We start from the raw sequence: 16,798 nt of genomic DNA on the forward strand, positions 1-16,798 counted from the left end.
AAACCGGCAGCAGGCCAGACTGAGGCACTCATCGATCAGAAACTTCATCCCGCCTTCCTGACCCGAGGAACGCGGCGATCCGTGATGATGACCGAGCCTTCGGGAAGATCGGCGGAAAAGCGTGGGCGACCGCGCAGAGGATTTGCCTCCGCGTAGATTGCGGCGAGCCTAACCTTCTCGGCGTCTATGCTGGGCCAAGCTGCGAGGATGCGCTCCGTCGAATGGCCGGCGGCGACGGACGCGGCCACATCATAGACCGGAACGCGAGCGCCACGGATGACGGGCGTGCCGCTAAGGATGTCGGGCGAGGCCGTGACCATCTCCCGCGCTGCGGCGAGATCGTCCAGCCGCTCGCCGACCCCCTTCATGAACGGCAGCAGATTAATGGTCAGAAAATCGTCGCGCACGGTCCAGTCTTCACGCAGCAGGGCAGCCCAAGGCAGGCTGCGCGAGCGGGCGAGCCGGGGCTCTGCAGTCCTGATGGCCGTCAGGCGTTCTTCCGAAGTCAGGCGCCCGGCGGCCTCGAAATAGAAGGCGATGAAGGCACAGGCGCCGGCCACGACGTAGCGGCCGTCGTCGAGCGAGATTAAGGTGTCCGGCAGGATATGCTCGTCAATGACGCGGTTGACGTCGCGCAGCCTGACGCGTGCGCAAAAGGCGGCCTCGCTGGCCTTCAGCAATTCCGCGGCTGCGGGCATGAGAGTCTCCTCATTAAATCTTCCGACGTATCGGAATATATATCGGAGAGCCCGAATTTTCAATCCGATCTGGGCCAGCCTCAGACGAGACGTCGGCCCTGGATGACGTCGACGTGCGGCCAAACAACACTACCGGCCTACCTCGGAGCGAGGGTATGGCCTCATGCTACACTGCGGCACGAAACAGTCCGCTGCGGCCCTCTTGGGCAAGCTGGTCGATTAGCGGCCAGTAGATTGAAGGGAATCGCAAATTGAGATTGTTGCGAGCCCCCGCAACCAAAACACAATAACCCCCGAACGCATTCGCGTCCGGGGGTTTTCCTTTTGGGAGCACTCAGCTGCGCGCACGGGAAGCGGGCAACATCTCCTCAGTCCAATGGAGAAGGGATGGGAGCGGGTAAATCGACCCATCCCCAAATGCATGCCCGGCGATGCATGGGTCTCGGCCAGCAGGCGCTGTATCAGCGTCGCGCGGGACGCGGTTCAACTGATACAGAACCGCCCCATAGACCGACCAGCCGTGCAAACCTGAAGCAATTTCCAGAGCATGAAGAGCGATCCACGCTGCAGTTCACGCGGGGAGAACGACTACTTTGGTTTTGACCGGGGTGCGCGAATAGAGGTCAATCATGTCCTGGCTGAGAAGGCCGACGCAACCGCTTGTGACGCCCGAGCCGATCGATTCCGGATCGCTGCTGGCATAGATCGTGTACAGCGTATAGGCGCCGTTCTGGTAGAGATAGAGCGTGCGGGCTCCGAGCGGGTTGTCAAGGCCGCCTGGCATGCCGCGGGCGTATTTGGCTGCTTCGGGCTGACGTTTGATCATTTCTTTTGGCGGCGTCCAGGTTGCCCATTCGGCTTTCCGGCCGACATAGGCGTTGCCGCTCCAGCGGAACCCGTCGCGACCGACGTTGGCGCCATAGCGGGTGGCGGTTCCATCGCCTTCCACGCGATAGACATAGTAATTGCCAGGATCGACGATGATGGTGCCAGGCGCTTCTTTGGTTTCGTAGCGCACGGTCCGGCGATAATACTTGGAATCGACCTTGCTGACGTCGACAGCCGGGATCGGGAATTTTTCCTGGGGTACGGCTCCATACATTTTCGCTGCTTCGGCGTGGCCCATGTTGTCGGACACCGCGCAGCCGCCGAGACCCAGGGCGCCGATGCTGGCGGCGGAGCCAAACAGGAACAGCCGGCGACTGGGAAGCCCCGACCGGAGCCCCGGCTGCGCGTCGGCGTCCATCGCGCCGGGATGATTGGTTTCACGGTCCGTGATCATGATTCTAAAGCTTTCCCAAGTCCCGCCAGTGAACAGGCCGCTTCGGCATACATCCGTGGCGCGTCCTGACGGTGGAAGATTGCCGTCACATGACGTAATTGGCAATCTGGCCGTTATCGCGCCGGACCGCGATGCGCCAGAGCTGCCGATTTCCCGATGGCGCCCACCTGGGTGGCGCCGCGCGACGGCCGGTCATGGCAGATCGCAGCGCCGCCTCGCCTGCCTGGTTCATTCGGAGGTCTTTCCGGTTGCCGTGGTGAGGCCCGTCTTTCCACGCACACCCTTTGAGGCGGTCCTCAGTTCGAGTTCGAGTTCGCGGGTGTGTTGGCCGATTGTCGGCGCAGGGGACGGCTCCGGGTAGTCGAAGCCCGAGAACCGGATAGGGGGACGGACCTCGATATAGCTGCCTTCAGTGGGATGTTCGCGCTCCTGGAACAGGCCGACAGCTTTCAGATGCCTGTCGTCAAGCACTTCATCAATTTCATTGCAGCGAAAGGCCGGCACATTTGCCTGTTTCAGGATTGCCAGCCATTCCGAAGTGGTCTTCTCGGGCAGGATCGTCTCAGCCACCTGGTACATCTGCGTCATGTTCATGCGGCGGGTGGGGCCATCGATGAATCGTTCTTCATCAAGTACTTCCGGGTGGCCGGCAGCCTTGAAAAAACGAACCCAGCGGTCGTCGAGATAGGGCGCGATGGAGATGTAGCCGTCACTGGTGCGCATGGGCTGACGCGCCGGGTCCAGCTGACGCATATAGCCCCACTTTCCTGCAGGGGGCACGAAGGTGGCGTCGCACAGGTGCTCCAGCAGATTGAAGCTTGTGATGGCCTCGAACATCGGCGCCTCGACAAATTGTCCGGCGCCGTCGCGGTTGCGCATCATCAGCGCGGCGAGAGTGGCGTAGGCGGCGTGAAGGCCCGAAACCTTGTCGGCGAACAGCGTCGGCAAATAGCGCGGTCTGGGGTCGCCATCGACGCGGGGCAGCAGCGACGCGGCGCCCGACGCCGCCTGGATCACGTCGTCATAGGCCTGCAGTCCGGCGTAGGGTCCTTCAAGGCCAAAGCCCGTGCAGTGGACATAGACAATGTCAGGCCGAAGCTTCCGCACCTCGTCATAGCCAAGGCCCAGCCGGTCGATCGCGTCCTTGCGGATATTGTGAATGAAAACATCGCTGGTTTCGAGCAGGCTGCGGATGGCCTGGCGTCCCTCTTCGGTTTTCATGTCCCAGGTGACCGAGCGCTTGCCGCGGTTGAGTCGCAAGTGAACCGGCCCCATGGACGGGGTCGCGCGCGATGCGCCGATATTGCGGGCGCTGTCCCCTTCCCCGGGCTCAACCTTGATGACATCGGCTCCAAGATCGGCCAGCAATTGCGTACAGTATGGGCCGAATACAACCGTCGACATGTCCGTGATCCGGATCCCGGCCAATGGCGGCTTTCTCTCCATAAGATCCTCCCATCATACTGTATTATTTATCGATTTTTCTGTCGCCCATAGCGCGGTCGACAAGTCCGCAGCGCCCATGCGTTGGCTCGATGGACCGGGCCCCCGCTCGGGTGAATTCTGACCGGCCAGACGGCTCCGTCTGGGTGGAAAGCGCGCCAATCCAATATCCGCCGGATTGGCGGCCAGATGATTCACAATGCCGCGCAGCGCGCATTGAATATTTGTTTCCCGGTCTGCGGAAAATGGAAAGGCCTCCCGTCGCATTGAGGCCATGCAAATCATCTTCAGGCATGCCCAACAGCCGCGCCGCCGCGCGTGCGATCACGGGTTGAAGCGCCGGCCGGTCATGGGAATGGGTTTGCCGGGCGCGCGGGGGCTGTCACGGGTTGATTGTGAAATGACGAGCGCTCGCGGAAGATGTCTTCCTGTCGGCGCGCGCCAAATGGCCGGGCGCGCCCGGCCCCTGTCGGGCGCATGATTGCGCCCTGACGGGGTCGCGCGCGGGCGGCGAACTGTCAGGCCGCCGTTCCCCGGTATCTGGGCTACTCGGCGGCGTCCCGCTGTGGGGTGTCCGGCGCGTCAGGGTGTCCAGGGCCGGTTTCGCAGCCAAGATCCGGGAAGGCGAGCACCCGCCTGCCATGGAAATCCGTGCGGGCGACCAGGAGGCCGCGTTCCTCGAAATAGGCAAGCAGTCGCTGGGCGCGCCGGGGTGAATGGCTGCCATAGGCCCGCGCCAGGGTGGCGTCGGATGGACACGGATCCTTGTTGATCGCGGCGCGGGCGACGAGCAGGAACATGCCCTGCAGATCGTCGGGCAGGGTTTCAGACAGCGACAGGGCCATGGCCCAGGCTTCGCCGCCCGTATTCTGGTCAACGCCAGCGCGGGCGACCGCCAGACGCCGGCGGAAGGCCGGAAGCGCCAGGGGGTCGCCCGGCACCCGCCGGATGCGGCAACGCACGAGAAAGTCCTGGTAAAGCACCGCGTCAGAGCGGAAGGCCGCGTCCGGATCTTCCAGGATCTCGCGCAGCACTGTGTCGATGCCGGTTTCGCGCTCTGTCTCGTCGATCAGGGCGAACACCGGCTGGGCGGGCGGCTCCGGCGCCGGCTTTGGCTGGGACAGCTGGGCCAGGATATCTGCCGTCGGCACGGGGCGCGGCGGCGGCGGCCGGCGCAAGGCCAGGGTGGGCTCTTCCGGCCCCGGCGTGAAGATAAGATCGCGGGCATCCTCTGAAGCTTCCGGTAGCGGCATCAGCTTCGGGCTGGCCGAGCGGGCGGAGGTTTCGACGGGTCCAATGGTAATCTTGAGCGGCCGCCGCGACAGGGCTGGCCCCAACGCGACGAAATTTCCGCGCCCGAGATCGCGGAACATCTCGGCCTGGCGGCGATCCATGCCCAGCAGATCGGCGGCGCGCGCCATGTCGATGTCGAGAAAGGTGCGGCCCATCAGGAAGTTGGAGGCTTCCGCCGCGACGTTCTTGGCCAGCTTGGCCAGGCGCTGGGTGGCGATAACGCCGGCAAGGCCACGCTTGCGGCCCCGGCACATCAGATTGGTCATGGCGCCCAGCGAGAGCTTGCGGGCCTCGTCGGAAACCTCGCCGCCCACGGCCGGCGCGAACAGCTGCGCCTCGTCGACCACGACGAGCACCGGATACCAGTGGTCGCGTTCGGCGTCGAACATGCCGCCGAGAAATGCGGCGGCGGCGCGCATCTGCTGCTCGACGTCGAGGCCTTCGAGATTGACCACGACGGAGACCCGGTGCTGGCGGACGCGGGCGGCGATGCGCGTGAGCTCAGCTTCCGTGCGGGCGGCGTCGATGACCTGGTGGCCGAACCTGTCCGCCAGGGTGACGAAGTCACCCTCGGGATCGAGAATGCACTGCTGCACCCATGGCGCGCTCTGTTCCAGCAGGCGGCGCAGCAGATGCGACTTGCCGGACCCGGAATTTCCCTGCACCAGCAGGCGGGTCGCCAGCAGTTCTTCCAGATCCAGCTCCGCCACGGCGCGGCCGGCCGCGGCGCCCATGTCGATGTTGACCTTCATCCAGCGCCCTCTCAGGCGTCCTCCTTAGCACCGGCGACCAGTAACGCGAAACATCGCGCCGGGATTCCCACAGCATGACGTCCAGGAGCGGGCGTCAGGCCTTGCCGGCGCCGGGGGAGCCTGATGCTGGACCGGGCGCGGTGAGGTGGTGTTTGTCCTCCCGGCTGGTTCCGAACAGGCGCAGCGTCTCCAGGTGCTCGCGCTGCGCCCGGTAGAAGGCGATCAGGAAAGCACGCTCCTGACCCGCCGGCGCGGGCCCGTTGTAACCTGTCTTCCGGATGATGGTGCGGGCGATCCGCGCTGTCTCCGCCGCGTTGGCCCCACCGGCGAGGTTTCGCAGCACGTCCTCGAGGGTTTGCAGTTCGTAGCGGCCATAGACGTTGAGATGATCGGGGTGGAAATCGAATCTGGCGACCGTCGCGGCCTCCGCGCGCGGGAGCGATGCGGCCAGATCGGGGAGCAGGGTCGTGCGCGGATTGTCCACCACCAGCGTGCCCGCGATCATGTCGCCCAGCCGCTGCCGCCGCTGGTTGGCAAACGGAATGATCATGATTGTCAGCACCCAGACGAGGGTCAGCCCGATGCCCCAGCCTGACATGAACGGCGCCGCGACCACCATCGTCAGGGGCGTGAAGAACTCAACCTCTTTCATCAGGTTCCGGGCGGTGACCTGGTGTGGGGTTAGCCGTCGTCCGTTCATGTTGATCACCCGGACGCCGACGATGCGTTTGCCGGGGGTGCGCCCGTTCCAGACCAGCTCCGACAGGACGTAGTAGGGAACCCGCAGGAGGAAGGCGAGCAGCACGATCACCATCTTCCCCGACCCGGAAGGCAGGACGTTGCTCCACGCCAGCAGCGCGGCGAAGATGGTTACGGCCAGGCCGGTCAGCAGCAGGTCAAGGCATTGTGCGCCAAGGCGCGCGCCCGGCGAGGTGATGACGAAATTCACCGGCACGCCTTCAGGCGGCGTGAACTGCTCGATGCGCTCGCGCTGAACCTGGGCGGGTTGTTTCACCGGGCTGGCCTCCCTGGCGCCCTGGCGGGGGCTTTGGCCGGGCGACCAGCGAGCAGCAGCCATGCCGCCCACAGCGCGCCGGCGCCCCAGCCGATGGCCAGCCGCCACCCCGGCGCCTGCACCAATTGCCGCAGAAAGCCTTCAATAAACGCCGCGACGACCAGCATCAGTCCGGCCAGGATCACCAGCTTGACCGCGTCATGGGCCTGATGGCGCAGGGCTTCGCGCCGGGTGCGCAAGCCGGGAAGCAGAACCGCGAGGCCAAGCCTGGCGCCGCCCGCACAGGCGATGGCGATGGCGGCAAGCTCGGTGACGCCATGGATGGACAGCCACGCGAACAGATCAAAGGCCAGGCCGCGCCGGGCGAACATGGCAAAAAAAGCGCCCAGGACCAGCCCGTTGTAAAAGGTCAGCGCGAAGGCGGGAACCGCCAGGAATACGCCCAACGCGAAGATCAGGATGGCGATGCGCGTGTTGTGGGAGAACAGGAACGAGGCAAACGTCGTCAGCCCGTCGACCTCGTGGCGTTCATCGCCATAAATCGTTGAGCGCAGCCAGGCGGCGGATGCGTCCGGCGTTCTCTGGTCGGCAAGATCCGGCGGCACGAAGGTGTAGAACCAGCCGGGATCATCCATGAACAGCTTGTAGCCGGCGACGGCGCCCAGAACCAGGGCAAGGAAACCGATGAACAGCGGCAATGCGGAGCGCCGGACAGCTTGTGGAATGCCCTGCAGAAACAGGCGGCGGGTGAGGCCGGCCAGGCTTTCCTGCGGGGCATAGACAACCAGGTAGGCCCGGGCGCAGAGACTCTCCAGATAGGCGAGCAGCGCCCGGTCCAGAGAGATGTCGCGCGCCACGCTCAGGGAATTCATGGCCTGGCGGTATTCGGCGGCGAGGTCGCGGGCTTCCTCGTAGCTCAGGGAAGCCGCGCCCTGCTTCTCCGCGCGCGCCACCAGCGCCTCAAGACGGCGCCAGTGCTGCTCGCGCTCCATGCGGAAGCGCGCCGAACGCAGCAGGTCGTTCTGAATGGCGGCGTCTGTTCCCGTCCGCGGCGTGTCGGGGCTGGTGGCGGCGGCAGTGCTCATATCAGCTCGCGGGATTTGATATCGATGTAATGCGCCACCAGATCCGTCGTCAGCGTTTCCGGCGTGCTGTCCAGGCAAAGAACGCCAAGGCGGGCCAGCTTTTCCATGACGGCGCGCCGTTCCTGCATGATCTGGCGGGCGGCGACGGAGCGGGCGATGCTGTCGGGCGTGATGTCGTCCGGCTCCACCAGCCTGGTCAGGGCCGGATCGCGCAGCGTCACGTAGACGATGAAATGGCGCCGGGCGAGAATGCCCATGTTCTCGACCATCAGTTCGGCGGTGATGCTGTCTACAAAGTCCGAGAAGATCACCACCAGTGAGCGCCGCCGGAGTTGCCCGGAGAGATGGGTGAGCCCAAGGGTGTGGTTGGTCTCAAGGCTCTCATAGCGCAACTGCGCGCAATGGGCCTGCAATCTGGGAAAGGCGGCCCGGCCGGGAAGGGCGGGCGCGAACAGGCGCGGCCGGCTGTCAAAGCTGTAGAAACCCACCAGATCGCCCGCGAGCCCGCCCGCCCAGCACATGGCGAGCGCCGCATTGATGGCCCGGTCGAGTTTTGGCAGTCCGGCCAGTTGCTCGGCCATCAGCCGCCCGCAGTCAACGCACAGGATGATCTGGTGATTGCGCTCCGCCCGGGTTTCGCGGACGACCAGATCGCGCACCCGCGCCGAGCGCTTCCAGTCGATGCTGCGTGGGTCCATGCCGGGCGCGAACTCACGCAACTGATGGAATTCTGACCCTTCGCCGTGCAGGCGCATGTCCTTTTGCCCATTCTGCAGGGGCAGGATCTGGGTGTGAATCGCGCCGGACAGCACCGGCGACACGTCGGGCAACACCAGGATGTCGCGATTGACCGGCCTCGACGCGATAATCTCCAGCAGGCGCAGCCGTGTCGGCCATTGCAGCCAGAGCGCCCGCACGGCGTAGCGGCCGCGCCGCCGCAGCGGCAGATCCAGCCGGACCTGGGTTCGCGCGCAACGGGCGCCTGGCGTCAGGACAACCTGGCCGTCGCCGGCTGGCGCCAGTTCCGCATCAAGATCGGGCCGCGCCGCGAGCTTGCCTGGCAGAAAACCGCGCGCCGGCTGAATGCTGACCTGCATGGCGGCCGCATGGCCCACAAAACCCTGGGCCGGCAGGTCGACCGCCACGGCCAGCCGGCGCGTGGGAGCGGAGATCAGCAGATCGGCCAGCACCAGGGCGACCAGCGCCCCCCACATCCAGGCCAGCGCCTGGCCGGGGTCCGCCAGCCACAGGCTCATGATCACGGTCGCCGCGGTCAGGGCCAGAACGAGAGCGACAAGGTATGGGGAGGGGCGCATTTATCTGGGGGCGTCAATGCGGTTCCGGATATTGGCCAGAACGGTTTCCGTGGTGCGCCCGTCAATTTCCGCTGACGGCGAGAGAATGATGCGGTGACGCAATGCCGGGCTGAACAGCGCCTGGACGTCATCCGGCAAGCCATAGTCGCGGCCCTCAAAGGCGGCGCGCACGCGCACGGCGGCGGCGAGCGCGTCCGCGGCGCGGGTCGAGGCGCCGTGAAGAATGTCCGGATCAGACCGGGTGGCGCGGATCAGGTCGACCACATAAGCGAGAATGGCCCTGTCAATATGGATCCGGTCGACCAGCGCCCGCCCGGCGGCCAGGGTTTCGCTGGAGACAAGGCGCCGCAGGCCGTGCTCGCGGGCGTCCGTCTGCAGGGATTGGCCCGCATGCTTGTCCAGGATGGCGATTTCGGTGTCCCGGTCGGGAAAATCCACCATGAGCTTGAACAGGAACCGGTCGAGCTGCGCTTCCGGCAGCGGATAGGTGCCCTGCTGCTCGATCGGGTTCTGTGTCGCCAGAACAAAGAAGTCCGGGCCGAGCGGATAATCGGTTCCGTCGATCGTCACCATCCGCTCGTTCATGGCCTGAAGCAGCGCCGACTGGGTTTTGGGGGGCGCGCGGTTGATTTCGTCGGCCAGCAGGATGTCCGTGAACACGGGCCCACGGGTCAGGTGGAACTGGTTGGTCTGGAAGTTGAACAGATTGACGCCCAAAACGTCGCCCGGCATCAGGTCCGGCGTAAACTGGATGCGCCGGCAGGTCAGATCCATCACCGCCGCCACCGAGCGGGCCAGCAGGGTTTTGGCCGCGCCAGGCGGACCTTCTACCAGGCAGTGGCCACGGGCGAAAACCGAGATCAGAACCAGGTCGATCAGAGGGTCCTGCCCCTGCACGGCCCTGCCGATTTCCTCACGGACCGCAGCGACCAGCGTGCGAAATTCATCAAGGTCCAAAGTCCATGCTCCCCAGTAAAGTTCTGAACCTGTTGAGGTTGTTGTGCAAATCCTGACGGCTCATCGTCGGGCCGCGTTCGGTCAGCGCCGACGCCACGGCGCGCAGGGCCTGGGCGGCGGCGGCGTCACGGCGGGCGAATTGCCCGAACAGCCTGTCGATGCCGGCGTCGGTCGCCGCGCCGGGGCCGAACCTGGCGGCCGCCCGGTCCGCCAGCAGGTTGTGCACGAACTGCGCCGCCATGCGGCCGTCGTTGCCCGACAGGCGCAACAGTCGTGCGGTGGCTTCCACGGCGGTGGTTTTCGAGATCTCCATGGCGGCGTCCCCGCTTCGCAGGGGCGGGCCAAACCGGTAAGCGCCGCGCCAGAGACACAAGGCGGCTACCAGCAGGATCGCGCTCCAGATCATGGAGAGCGGCCACGACAGCAGACGTCCAAACTCGGCGGCGGAGCGCTCATAGCTGCGCCCTTCGTCCGCCGTCCCGTCGCTATCTCCGTCCAGCAGCGGGCCGCCGGTGTCGAGATAGACCGGACGGGCTTCATCGCGGTCCCGCAAGCGCCTGACCAGCGCCAGCGCGAACGCCGCGTTGTCCCCCTGACTCAGGCCATGGTTGTTCAGCGCATCGGGATCGGACAGCAGGTAGAAGCTGGCTTCGTCCTCGCAACGCAGCAGCAGGGCGCCCGCCGCCGCGCCGGCAAGCTCATCGCAATGGGCCGGCAGGGTGGCCCGGTCGAACAGTTGCGCCCGGTAAAGCGTCGCGCGGCTCTGGCTGTCAACGGCGGCGCCACCGGAGGCAGCGGAAAACTGCGCCTCCGTGAACCCGGGGCCGAGACGGCGCAGGCGCAGCCGCGACAGATCGAGTTTGCCGAGCTGGCCATAAATGGCGGCGGGAGGGGCGAGGGACGCGCCTTGCGCCAACCCGTTCCTGAGGATGGCGGCGCTCCACTTCGGCAGGATAACGAGCGTCGGCAACTCGAGGAGCTTTCCAGCGAGATTTGCGGATGCAGGGTCAGAGGGGGGCTCAGTCTTGCGGGACCGGGTCGCCGGCGCTTCTTCCGGCGGGGCGCGCATTGGCAGGATGCGCAGGGACAGCCCGGAGGCTGGCAACCTGGCGGCCGTCGCCGGACCGACAACAGGGATATCGTGGGCCTGAAGCCATAGCTCCAGGCCCTTGTTGCCGATCACCGTGCGGTCGTCATGTCCGTTGTCGCGCGCGATCAGCGCCAGCGCGGCGGCGCCTGCGAGCAGCAGGACCAGCACAAGCAGTGGGACGGCCTTACGCATGGGCGCGGCCACCGCCCGTCAGCAGGCCGCGCGCGGCGTCCAGGAGAGCGGCGAACTGGGCGTCCGCCGGGGTGCGCCCGCCATAGTGCGCCAGTTCGGTTCCGGCCAGCAGGGTTTCCAGACGGTCACGGCCGGTCATGTCAGTGGGGAGGCGTCGCAGCACAACGCGCTCGGTGTCTGAGCGAAACAGGCGCGTTCCTGTCGCGTCGGCGGCGTGCAGCAGGCAGCGCCGCAACAACTGGACAAGCGCCAGCTTGCGGTCTTCCATGGCCGCGATCCGCTGAAGAAACTGTTCGGGAGGCTCATCGGCCTGAAGGTCGCTGGCGCTCCAGTTCCCGGGCGCGTCCGTTCGCTGCCGTTTCATGTCGCGCGGGGCCGGGGACAGCAATACGCCGCCGGCGCCGAACCGCAGCCACAAGCCCACAAGCACGGCAAGCGCCGCCAGCGCCAGAAGCGGCGCCGCCGGGCCGCTGAGAAGGGCCGGCGCGCGGGGCGAGGCAATCGCCGGGCGATCCACGACCTTCTCCGGGTATGCGAGCTTGCAGCGGATGCCGCGCTGCCGGCAAAGCTCCACATATTCGCGGCTTGTGTCGCTGGCCGCCGGGCTGCCAGGCTCCAGGCGCGTCTTGCTGTCCTGCGCCCGCGCCGGCGCCAAAACCGGCGCCAGGCTGACGAGCAGACCTGATAGCAGCAGGGCAGCAATCCGGATCGTCATGCGTCAGGCGAAGACGTCGGCGGTGGCTTCAGGCCGGAGCGGATCGGGGCCGAACTTGTTGGGACCGTCCGTGCCCTTCAGGATGGAGATAACCAGGATGGCGATGCTGAAGATAACGCCCAGATAGGGAATGACGCCCAGCACGATCAGCAGCAGGTACCACCAGCCCGACAGGTTGCGATCATGAAAACGCCGCACCTGCAGCGCGATGAGCGGCACGACCGTGGCGAGAGCCAGAAGCCCGACAGGGACGCCAATGGCGACATAGAGCGAGGTGGCGTTGCCGTCGCCGCCGGACAGCACGGCGCCCAATCCGCCGAACACGATCGCGATAGCGGTGAACGCCAGCCAGTAAAACAACTGGAACCACCAATACTCAGAGCGCGATGCCCTTCCCGAGAAAGTGGCGTATTTTTCCTTCAATACCGTCCGTATTGCGTCTCCAAAGCCCATAACCAAACGCCTTCCCGGTTGGATTGTAAATCGAATGCAGAGTGGCAATCGCAGGTTTCAATAATCAATCGTTCATAGGAAATGGTCTTCGCGTATGCAACAGTATGGTCGCCCCATGTCGATCTCCTGAGCGAAACGTGTTCTTGACTATTGGGGCGCCGTTTTCAGCTATTCCAGTGTGACAGCTTAAGTAATGGAACGGGCAGTGTTTCTGGCTTCGCCATCGACTCCCGGAGGGGCGTTATATTTTGACCCCGGAGCTGCGTCGCGACGTTCTTCGGCTGAATCATTTTCTTGTGAAGTCGGCCTGTCCGTGAACCTGGATGCATCCTGGCGGCGTTTTTCGTGCGCAAGCTGCAATTTCATGGCGCGCATCGTCGGTTCCGGCGATGTCCAAAGTCCCTGACCTCGGGTTTGATCGTTGTTGCGCGGCCACCGGCGGGACGGCGTGTGTTCGGGGGAGGCGCCGTCACATCAGGGAGCTGGCGCGGAAACAGGCGGATGCCTGTGCTTCCGCCTGACAGGCGCGCAGAAGCATTTTCCCGGGAAGGCGCATTTGACAGCAGACCACGCTGCGGGGAGGGGATATGAATAAAAAGCATGATCGTCATGCGTCAGGCAAAGACATCGGCGGTGGCTTCAGGCCGGAGCGGATCGGGGCCGAACTTGTTGGGACCGTCGGTGCCCTTCAGGCTGGAGGTGACCAGGACGGCGATGCTGAAGATAACGCCCACATTGGGAAAGGCGCTCATCAAGATCAGCTGCAGGTACCATGAGCCCGACAGGTTGTAATCATGAAAACGCCGCACCTGCAGCGCGATGACCGGCACGACCGTGGCGAGAGCCAGAAGCCCGACAGGGACGCCAATGACGACATAGAGTAAGGTGGCGTTGCCGTCGCCGCCGGACAGCACGGCGCCCAATCCGCCGAACACGGTCGCGATGGCAGTGAACGCCAGCCCGTAAAACAACTGGAACCACCAATACTCAGAACGCGACGCCCTTCCCGAGAAGGTGGCGTATTTTTCCTTCAGAACCGTCCTTATTGCATCGCCAAATCCCATAACGGAACGCCTTTTCCGGTTGAATTGTGAATTGAATGCAGAGTGGCAATCGCAAATTTTAATAATCAGTCGTTCATAGGAAATGATTTTCGCGTATGCAACAGTAGATCGCCCTATGTCAATCTCCTGAACAAGCGATGTTCTTGACTATTGTTGCATCATTTTAAGTTATTAAAGTGTGACAGCTTGAGTAATGGAACAGGCAGTGTTTCTGGTTCCTGCGCCGGCTCCCGGCGAGGCGTCATATTTTGACCCGCGCCTGCATCGCGACGTTCCTTTGCTGCATCATTTTCTTGTGAAGTCACCATGTCTGTGGGTCTGGCTGCCTTCTGGGCGCATTCTGGGCGCGCGAGTCGCATTTTCGTGGCGCGCATCGTCGGTTCCGACGATGTCCAAAGTCCCTGACCTCCGGTTTGATCGTTATGGCGCGGCCGCCGGCGGGACGGCGCGTGTTCGGGGCAGGCGTCGTCACATCAGGGAGCGGGCGCGGAGACAGACCGATATCCGTGTTTCTGCCCTGACAGGCGCACAGAGGTGTTTGCCGGGGAAGGCGCATTTGACAGCAGACCACGCTGCGGGGGGCGACATGAACAAAAAGCATGACAAGGGCAGCGCTGACGCCGATGACTCGATGGATGCGGTTGGCGGACAGAATCTTCTTGGCGACATGCGTCTCAGCGAGTTGCAGGACGCTGGCATCAGGCTCTGGCTCCAGGCGCTGAAGCAGCCGGCGCTCGTAGCCGATGAAGGCTTCAAACTCTATGCGCAACTGGCGGGGATCATGCTGCGCGGGCGCTCAGATGCGGACCTGACGAACGGGGACAAGCGTTTCACCGATCCATCGTGGCGCCAGAGCGGCTTCTACACGCGCCTGCTTGAAGCCCACAAGGCGTGGTCGCAATCCCTCCAGAATTATGCGGACCGGGCCGGTTTTGACGACAGGGAAACCCGGCGCGCCAAATTTCTGCTGATGCAGGTGAGCGAGGCGTTCGCGCCGACGAATTTCCTGTTTGGCAACCCGGCGGCGCTGAAGCGCGCGATCGAAAGCGGCGGCAGGAGTCTGATCGAGGGCTACCAGAACTGGGTAAGCGACCTCACGGCCCGGCGGCCGGTGCCCTCCCAGGTCGATACCCGCCCCTTCAAGGTTGGCGAGAACCTCGCCGCTACGGCCGGAACCGTGGTCTTGCGCACCGGGTTGTTCGAGTTGCTGCAGTATGCGCCGCAAACTGAAAAAGTATACGAGCGCCCGGTCCTCGTTATCCCGTCGATCATCAATAAATATTATGCGTTCGATCTGGCGCCGGGACGCAGCCTGATCGAGCACCTCATCAAGAACCAGATGACTGTGTTCACCATTGTCTGGCGCAATCCGAAGCCGGAGCATGATAGCTGGGGCATGGACGCCTATATTGAGGCCATGGATCAGGCGGTGCGGGCGGTGCAGGACATCACCGGCGTTCAGGACCCGCACCTGTTTGGCGTGTGCGGCGCCTGTCCGCTGGTCGTCTCGCTGGCCGGCTACTACACCGCCAGAGAAGAGCGCAATATTGGCACGCTGGCGTTGTTCGTTGGCCCGCTGGACATGAAGGCCCTTGGCGACGCGCCAACGATTGGCGACTTCATGGACGCCAAGGCCACCCGGATGAGCAAGGGGTTCGTGAAGAAAAGCGACCGCATCAGCGCCGACGAATTCACGCTGCTGTTCGCCATGTTGCGCCCCAATGACCTGATCTGGAACTATTGGGTCAACAACTATCTGATGGGCGAGGGGCCGCCGGCGTTCGACGTGCTGGCGTGGAATGCGGACGCGACCGGCATGACGGCGCAGTTCAATCGCGACTTCAACGCCTTCATTGCCCGCAATCCGCTGGTTACGCCCCGCGCCCAGACGTTTCGCGACACGCCCATCGCCGATATTTCCAAATTCGACTTCGACAGCTACGTCGTTGGCGCCCGAACGGATCACATCTGCCCCTGGCCAACCGTCTACCGTTCGGCGCAGATGCTGGGCGAGCGCTGCCAGTTTGTGCTTGGCGGCAGCGGCCATATCCAGACCATCGTCTCGCCGCCGGGCAGTCCAAAGGCCTTCTATTTTACCAATCCCGACATGTCGAAAGACGCGCAGGAATGGTTCGAGGGCGCCAAAAAGGTGCAGGACACCTGGTGGACCCATTACATCGCCTGGTACCACGAACGCTCCGGCGCGCTGGTCGATGCGCCGGCAAAACCGGGCGACAGCACCCATCCGCCGCTGGGCGCCGCGCCGGGAGCCTATGTCTACGAAAAGGCGTCGTGAGCGGATGGAGACATCATGAGAGCCGCCTTGAATACACGCACAGACCAGGCTGGCGCAGCTGCTCCCGCCGGGCGCCAGCCCATAATCAGTCGCCACGTCATTGATGGCCAGACGTTGCGCGTGGCCATCTGGCCAGGCCGCGAAGGCGGGACCCCACTGCTGGTTTTCAACGGCATCGGCTCGCGGCTTGAGCTGTTGACCCCGTTTGTTGACTGCCTTGATCCGGCGCGCGAGGTCATCATTTTCGATATCCCGGGCGCGGGAGATTCACCCGCGCCCCGCTGGCCCTACCGGTTGTGGATGCTGGCGCGCATGACCGGACGCCTGCTCGACAGGCTGGGGCATGACCGGGTTGACGTCATGGGCATTTCCTGGGGCGGCGCGCTGGCGCAGCAGTTTGCCGTGCAGATGGCCTGCCGTTGTCGCCGGGTCATTCTGGCGGCGACAACGCCTGGGGCGCTGATGATCCCTGGCGATCCGCGCGTTCTGCTCAAAATGGCGACGCCGCGACGGTTCAATGACCCGTCATATCTGAAAGAAAACTTTGGCGCGCTGTATGGCGGGCTGGCGCGAACCTCGCCGGAACTGTTTGAGGAGTTCAATGCGTTGTCGCGGGCGCCGGGGCGTCGCGGCTACCTGTTCCAGCAACTAGCCCTGACGGGGTGGAACAGTCTGCCATTCCTGCCGCTGATCCGCGCGCCGACGCTGATCCTGGCGGGGGACGATGACCCGATCGTGCCCGTGATCAACGCGCGCATGATGGCGCGCCTGATTCCGGACTGCAAACTGACAGTGCTTGAGGACGGCCATCTGTTCCTGTTCTCCCAGGCGGCAAGATGCGCTGCTGACATCGAGGCCTTTCTGGAGGCGGGGGACTGAGGCCAAAACCGGGCTCAGGCAAAGTTCGGGTGGCAGGGCTTCGGCCCGCCATTGCGGTCAACGTCCGGCGTTGACTCTCGGCGGACGTCGCAAGCCGAACACGGCGCCATGCCCCCATCAGTTTGGCCGCCTGACCATACGGGCGCTTCTCGCGCGCGCCTGCGCATTCGCCAGCGGGGAGGCGCGACCTGGCGCGTCTGGAGCAGGTCCACATTGTCGTGGGGCGCGGATGTTTTGCCAGCCGATCGCGGAAGCGTCGATATGCGCT

The 16,798-nt window shown here is 64.5% G+C and carries 15 protein-coding genes; 2 read left to right on the forward strand and 13 right to left on the reverse strand.

Annotated elements, in window-relative coordinates; genetic code table 11:
• Positions 1–44: 44 nt before the first annotated feature.
• From ACERNI_RS13530 to ACERNI_RS13590, 13 genes are all read right to left on the reverse strand, one after another.
• Positions 45–698 (reverse strand): DUF433 domain-containing protein, encoded by a 654-nt coding sequence (locus tag ACERNI_RS13530; protein ID WP_448833812.1) that lies wholly within the window; start codon positions 696–698, stop codon positions 45–47.
• Positions 699–1,269: 571 nt separating this feature from the next.
• Complete coding sequence (locus tag ACERNI_RS13535; RefSeq protein WP_448833899.1) at positions 1,270–1,944, reverse strand: L,D-transpeptidase; 675 nt, start codon at positions 1,942–1,944, stop codon at positions 1,270–1,272.
• A 264-nt stretch (positions 1,945–2,208) separates the two neighbouring features.
• The gene (locus ACERNI_RS13540; protein ID WP_448833813.1) at positions 2,209–3,426 is read right to left on the reverse strand and encodes a CaiB/BaiF CoA transferase family protein; all 1,218 of its coding nucleotides are present in this window, start codon (positions 3,424–3,426) and stop codon (positions 2,209–2,211) included.
• A gap of 542 nt (positions 3,427–3,968) precedes the next feature.
• Positions 3,969–5,468, reverse strand: coding sequence for a helicase HerA domain-containing protein (locus ACERNI_RS13545; RefSeq protein WP_448833814.1), 1,500 nt, complete (start codon positions 5,466–5,468; stop codon positions 3,969–3,971).
• Positions 5,469–5,562: 94 nt separating this feature from the next.
• The gene (locus tag ACERNI_RS13550; RefSeq protein ID WP_448833815.1) at positions 5,563–6,483 is read right to left on the reverse strand and encodes an RDD family protein; all 921 of its coding nucleotides are present in this window, start codon (positions 6,481–6,483) and stop codon (positions 5,563–5,565) included.
• The gene (locus ACERNI_RS13555; RefSeq protein WP_448833816.1) at positions 6,480–7,568 is read right to left on the reverse strand and encodes a stage II sporulation protein M; all 1,089 of its coding nucleotides are present in this window, start codon (positions 7,566–7,568) and stop codon (positions 6,480–6,482) included. The genes ACERNI_RS13550 and ACERNI_RS13555 overlap by 4 nt, the downstream gene beginning before the upstream one ends.
• Positions 7,565–8,884, reverse strand: a complete 1,320-nt coding sequence (locus ACERNI_RS13560; protein ID WP_448833817.1) for a DUF58 domain-containing protein — start codon at positions 8,882–8,884, stop codon at positions 7,565–7,567. The genes ACERNI_RS13555 and ACERNI_RS13560 overlap by 4 nt, the downstream gene beginning before the upstream one ends.
• Positions 8,885–9,841: an AAA family ATPase gene (locus ACERNI_RS13565; protein ID WP_448833818.1), complete on the reverse strand. Its 957-nt coding sequence runs from the start codon at positions 9,839–9,841 to the stop codon at positions 8,885–8,887.
• Positions 9,831–11,123 carry a hypothetical protein gene (locus tag ACERNI_RS13570; protein WP_448833819.1) on the reverse strand — a complete coding sequence of 431 codons (1,293 nt, stop codon included), beginning with the start codon at positions 11,121–11,123 and terminating at the stop codon, positions 9,831–9,833. Before ACERNI_RS13570 ends, ACERNI_RS13565 begins: the two co-directional genes overlap by 11 nt.
• The gene (locus tag ACERNI_RS13575) at positions 11,116–11,838 is read right to left on the reverse strand and encodes a hypothetical protein (protein ID WP_448833820.1); all 723 of its coding nucleotides are present in this window, start codon (positions 11,836–11,838) and stop codon (positions 11,116–11,118) included. The genes ACERNI_RS13570 and ACERNI_RS13575 overlap by 8 nt, the downstream gene beginning before the upstream one ends.
• A gap of 3 nt (positions 11,839–11,841) precedes the next feature.
• Positions 11,842–12,291 carry a DUF805 domain-containing protein gene (locus tag ACERNI_RS13580; RefSeq protein WP_448833821.1) on the reverse strand — a complete coding sequence of 150 codons (450 nt, stop codon included), beginning with the start codon at positions 12,289–12,291 and terminating at the stop codon, positions 11,842–11,844.
• Between the two features lie 614 nt (positions 12,292–12,905).
• On the reverse strand, positions 12,906–13,355 hold the full coding sequence (locus ACERNI_RS13585; RefSeq protein ID WP_448833822.1) for a DUF805 domain-containing protein: 450 nt from the start codon (positions 13,353–13,355) through the stop codon (positions 12,906–12,908).
• 158 nt (positions 13,356–13,513) lie between these two features.
• A complete protein-coding gene (locus ACERNI_RS13590; protein WP_448833823.1) occupies positions 13,514–13,729 on the reverse strand; it encodes a hypothetical protein in 216 nt (71 codons plus the stop codon).
• Positions 13,730–13,941: 212 nt separating this feature from the next.
• Here ACERNI_RS13590 and ACERNI_RS13595 point away from each other — a divergent pair, with 212 nt between their 5' ends.
• Both ACERNI_RS13595 and phaZ read left to right on the forward strand, forming a co-directional pair.
• The gene (locus tag ACERNI_RS13595; RefSeq protein WP_448833824.1) at positions 13,942–15,651 is read left to right on the forward strand and encodes an alpha/beta fold hydrolase; all 1,710 of its coding nucleotides are present in this window, start codon (positions 13,942–13,944) and stop codon (positions 15,649–15,651) included.
• Between the two features lie 27 nt (positions 15,652–15,678).
• A complete protein-coding gene (gene phaZ / locus ACERNI_RS13600; protein WP_448833825.1) occupies positions 15,679–16,530 on the forward strand; it encodes a poly(3-hydroxyalkanoate) depolymerase in 852 nt (283 codons plus the stop codon).
• Positions 16,531–16,798 lie beyond the last annotated feature (268 nt).

This window comes from Camelimonas sp. ID_303_24 (genome assembly GCF_053543495.1).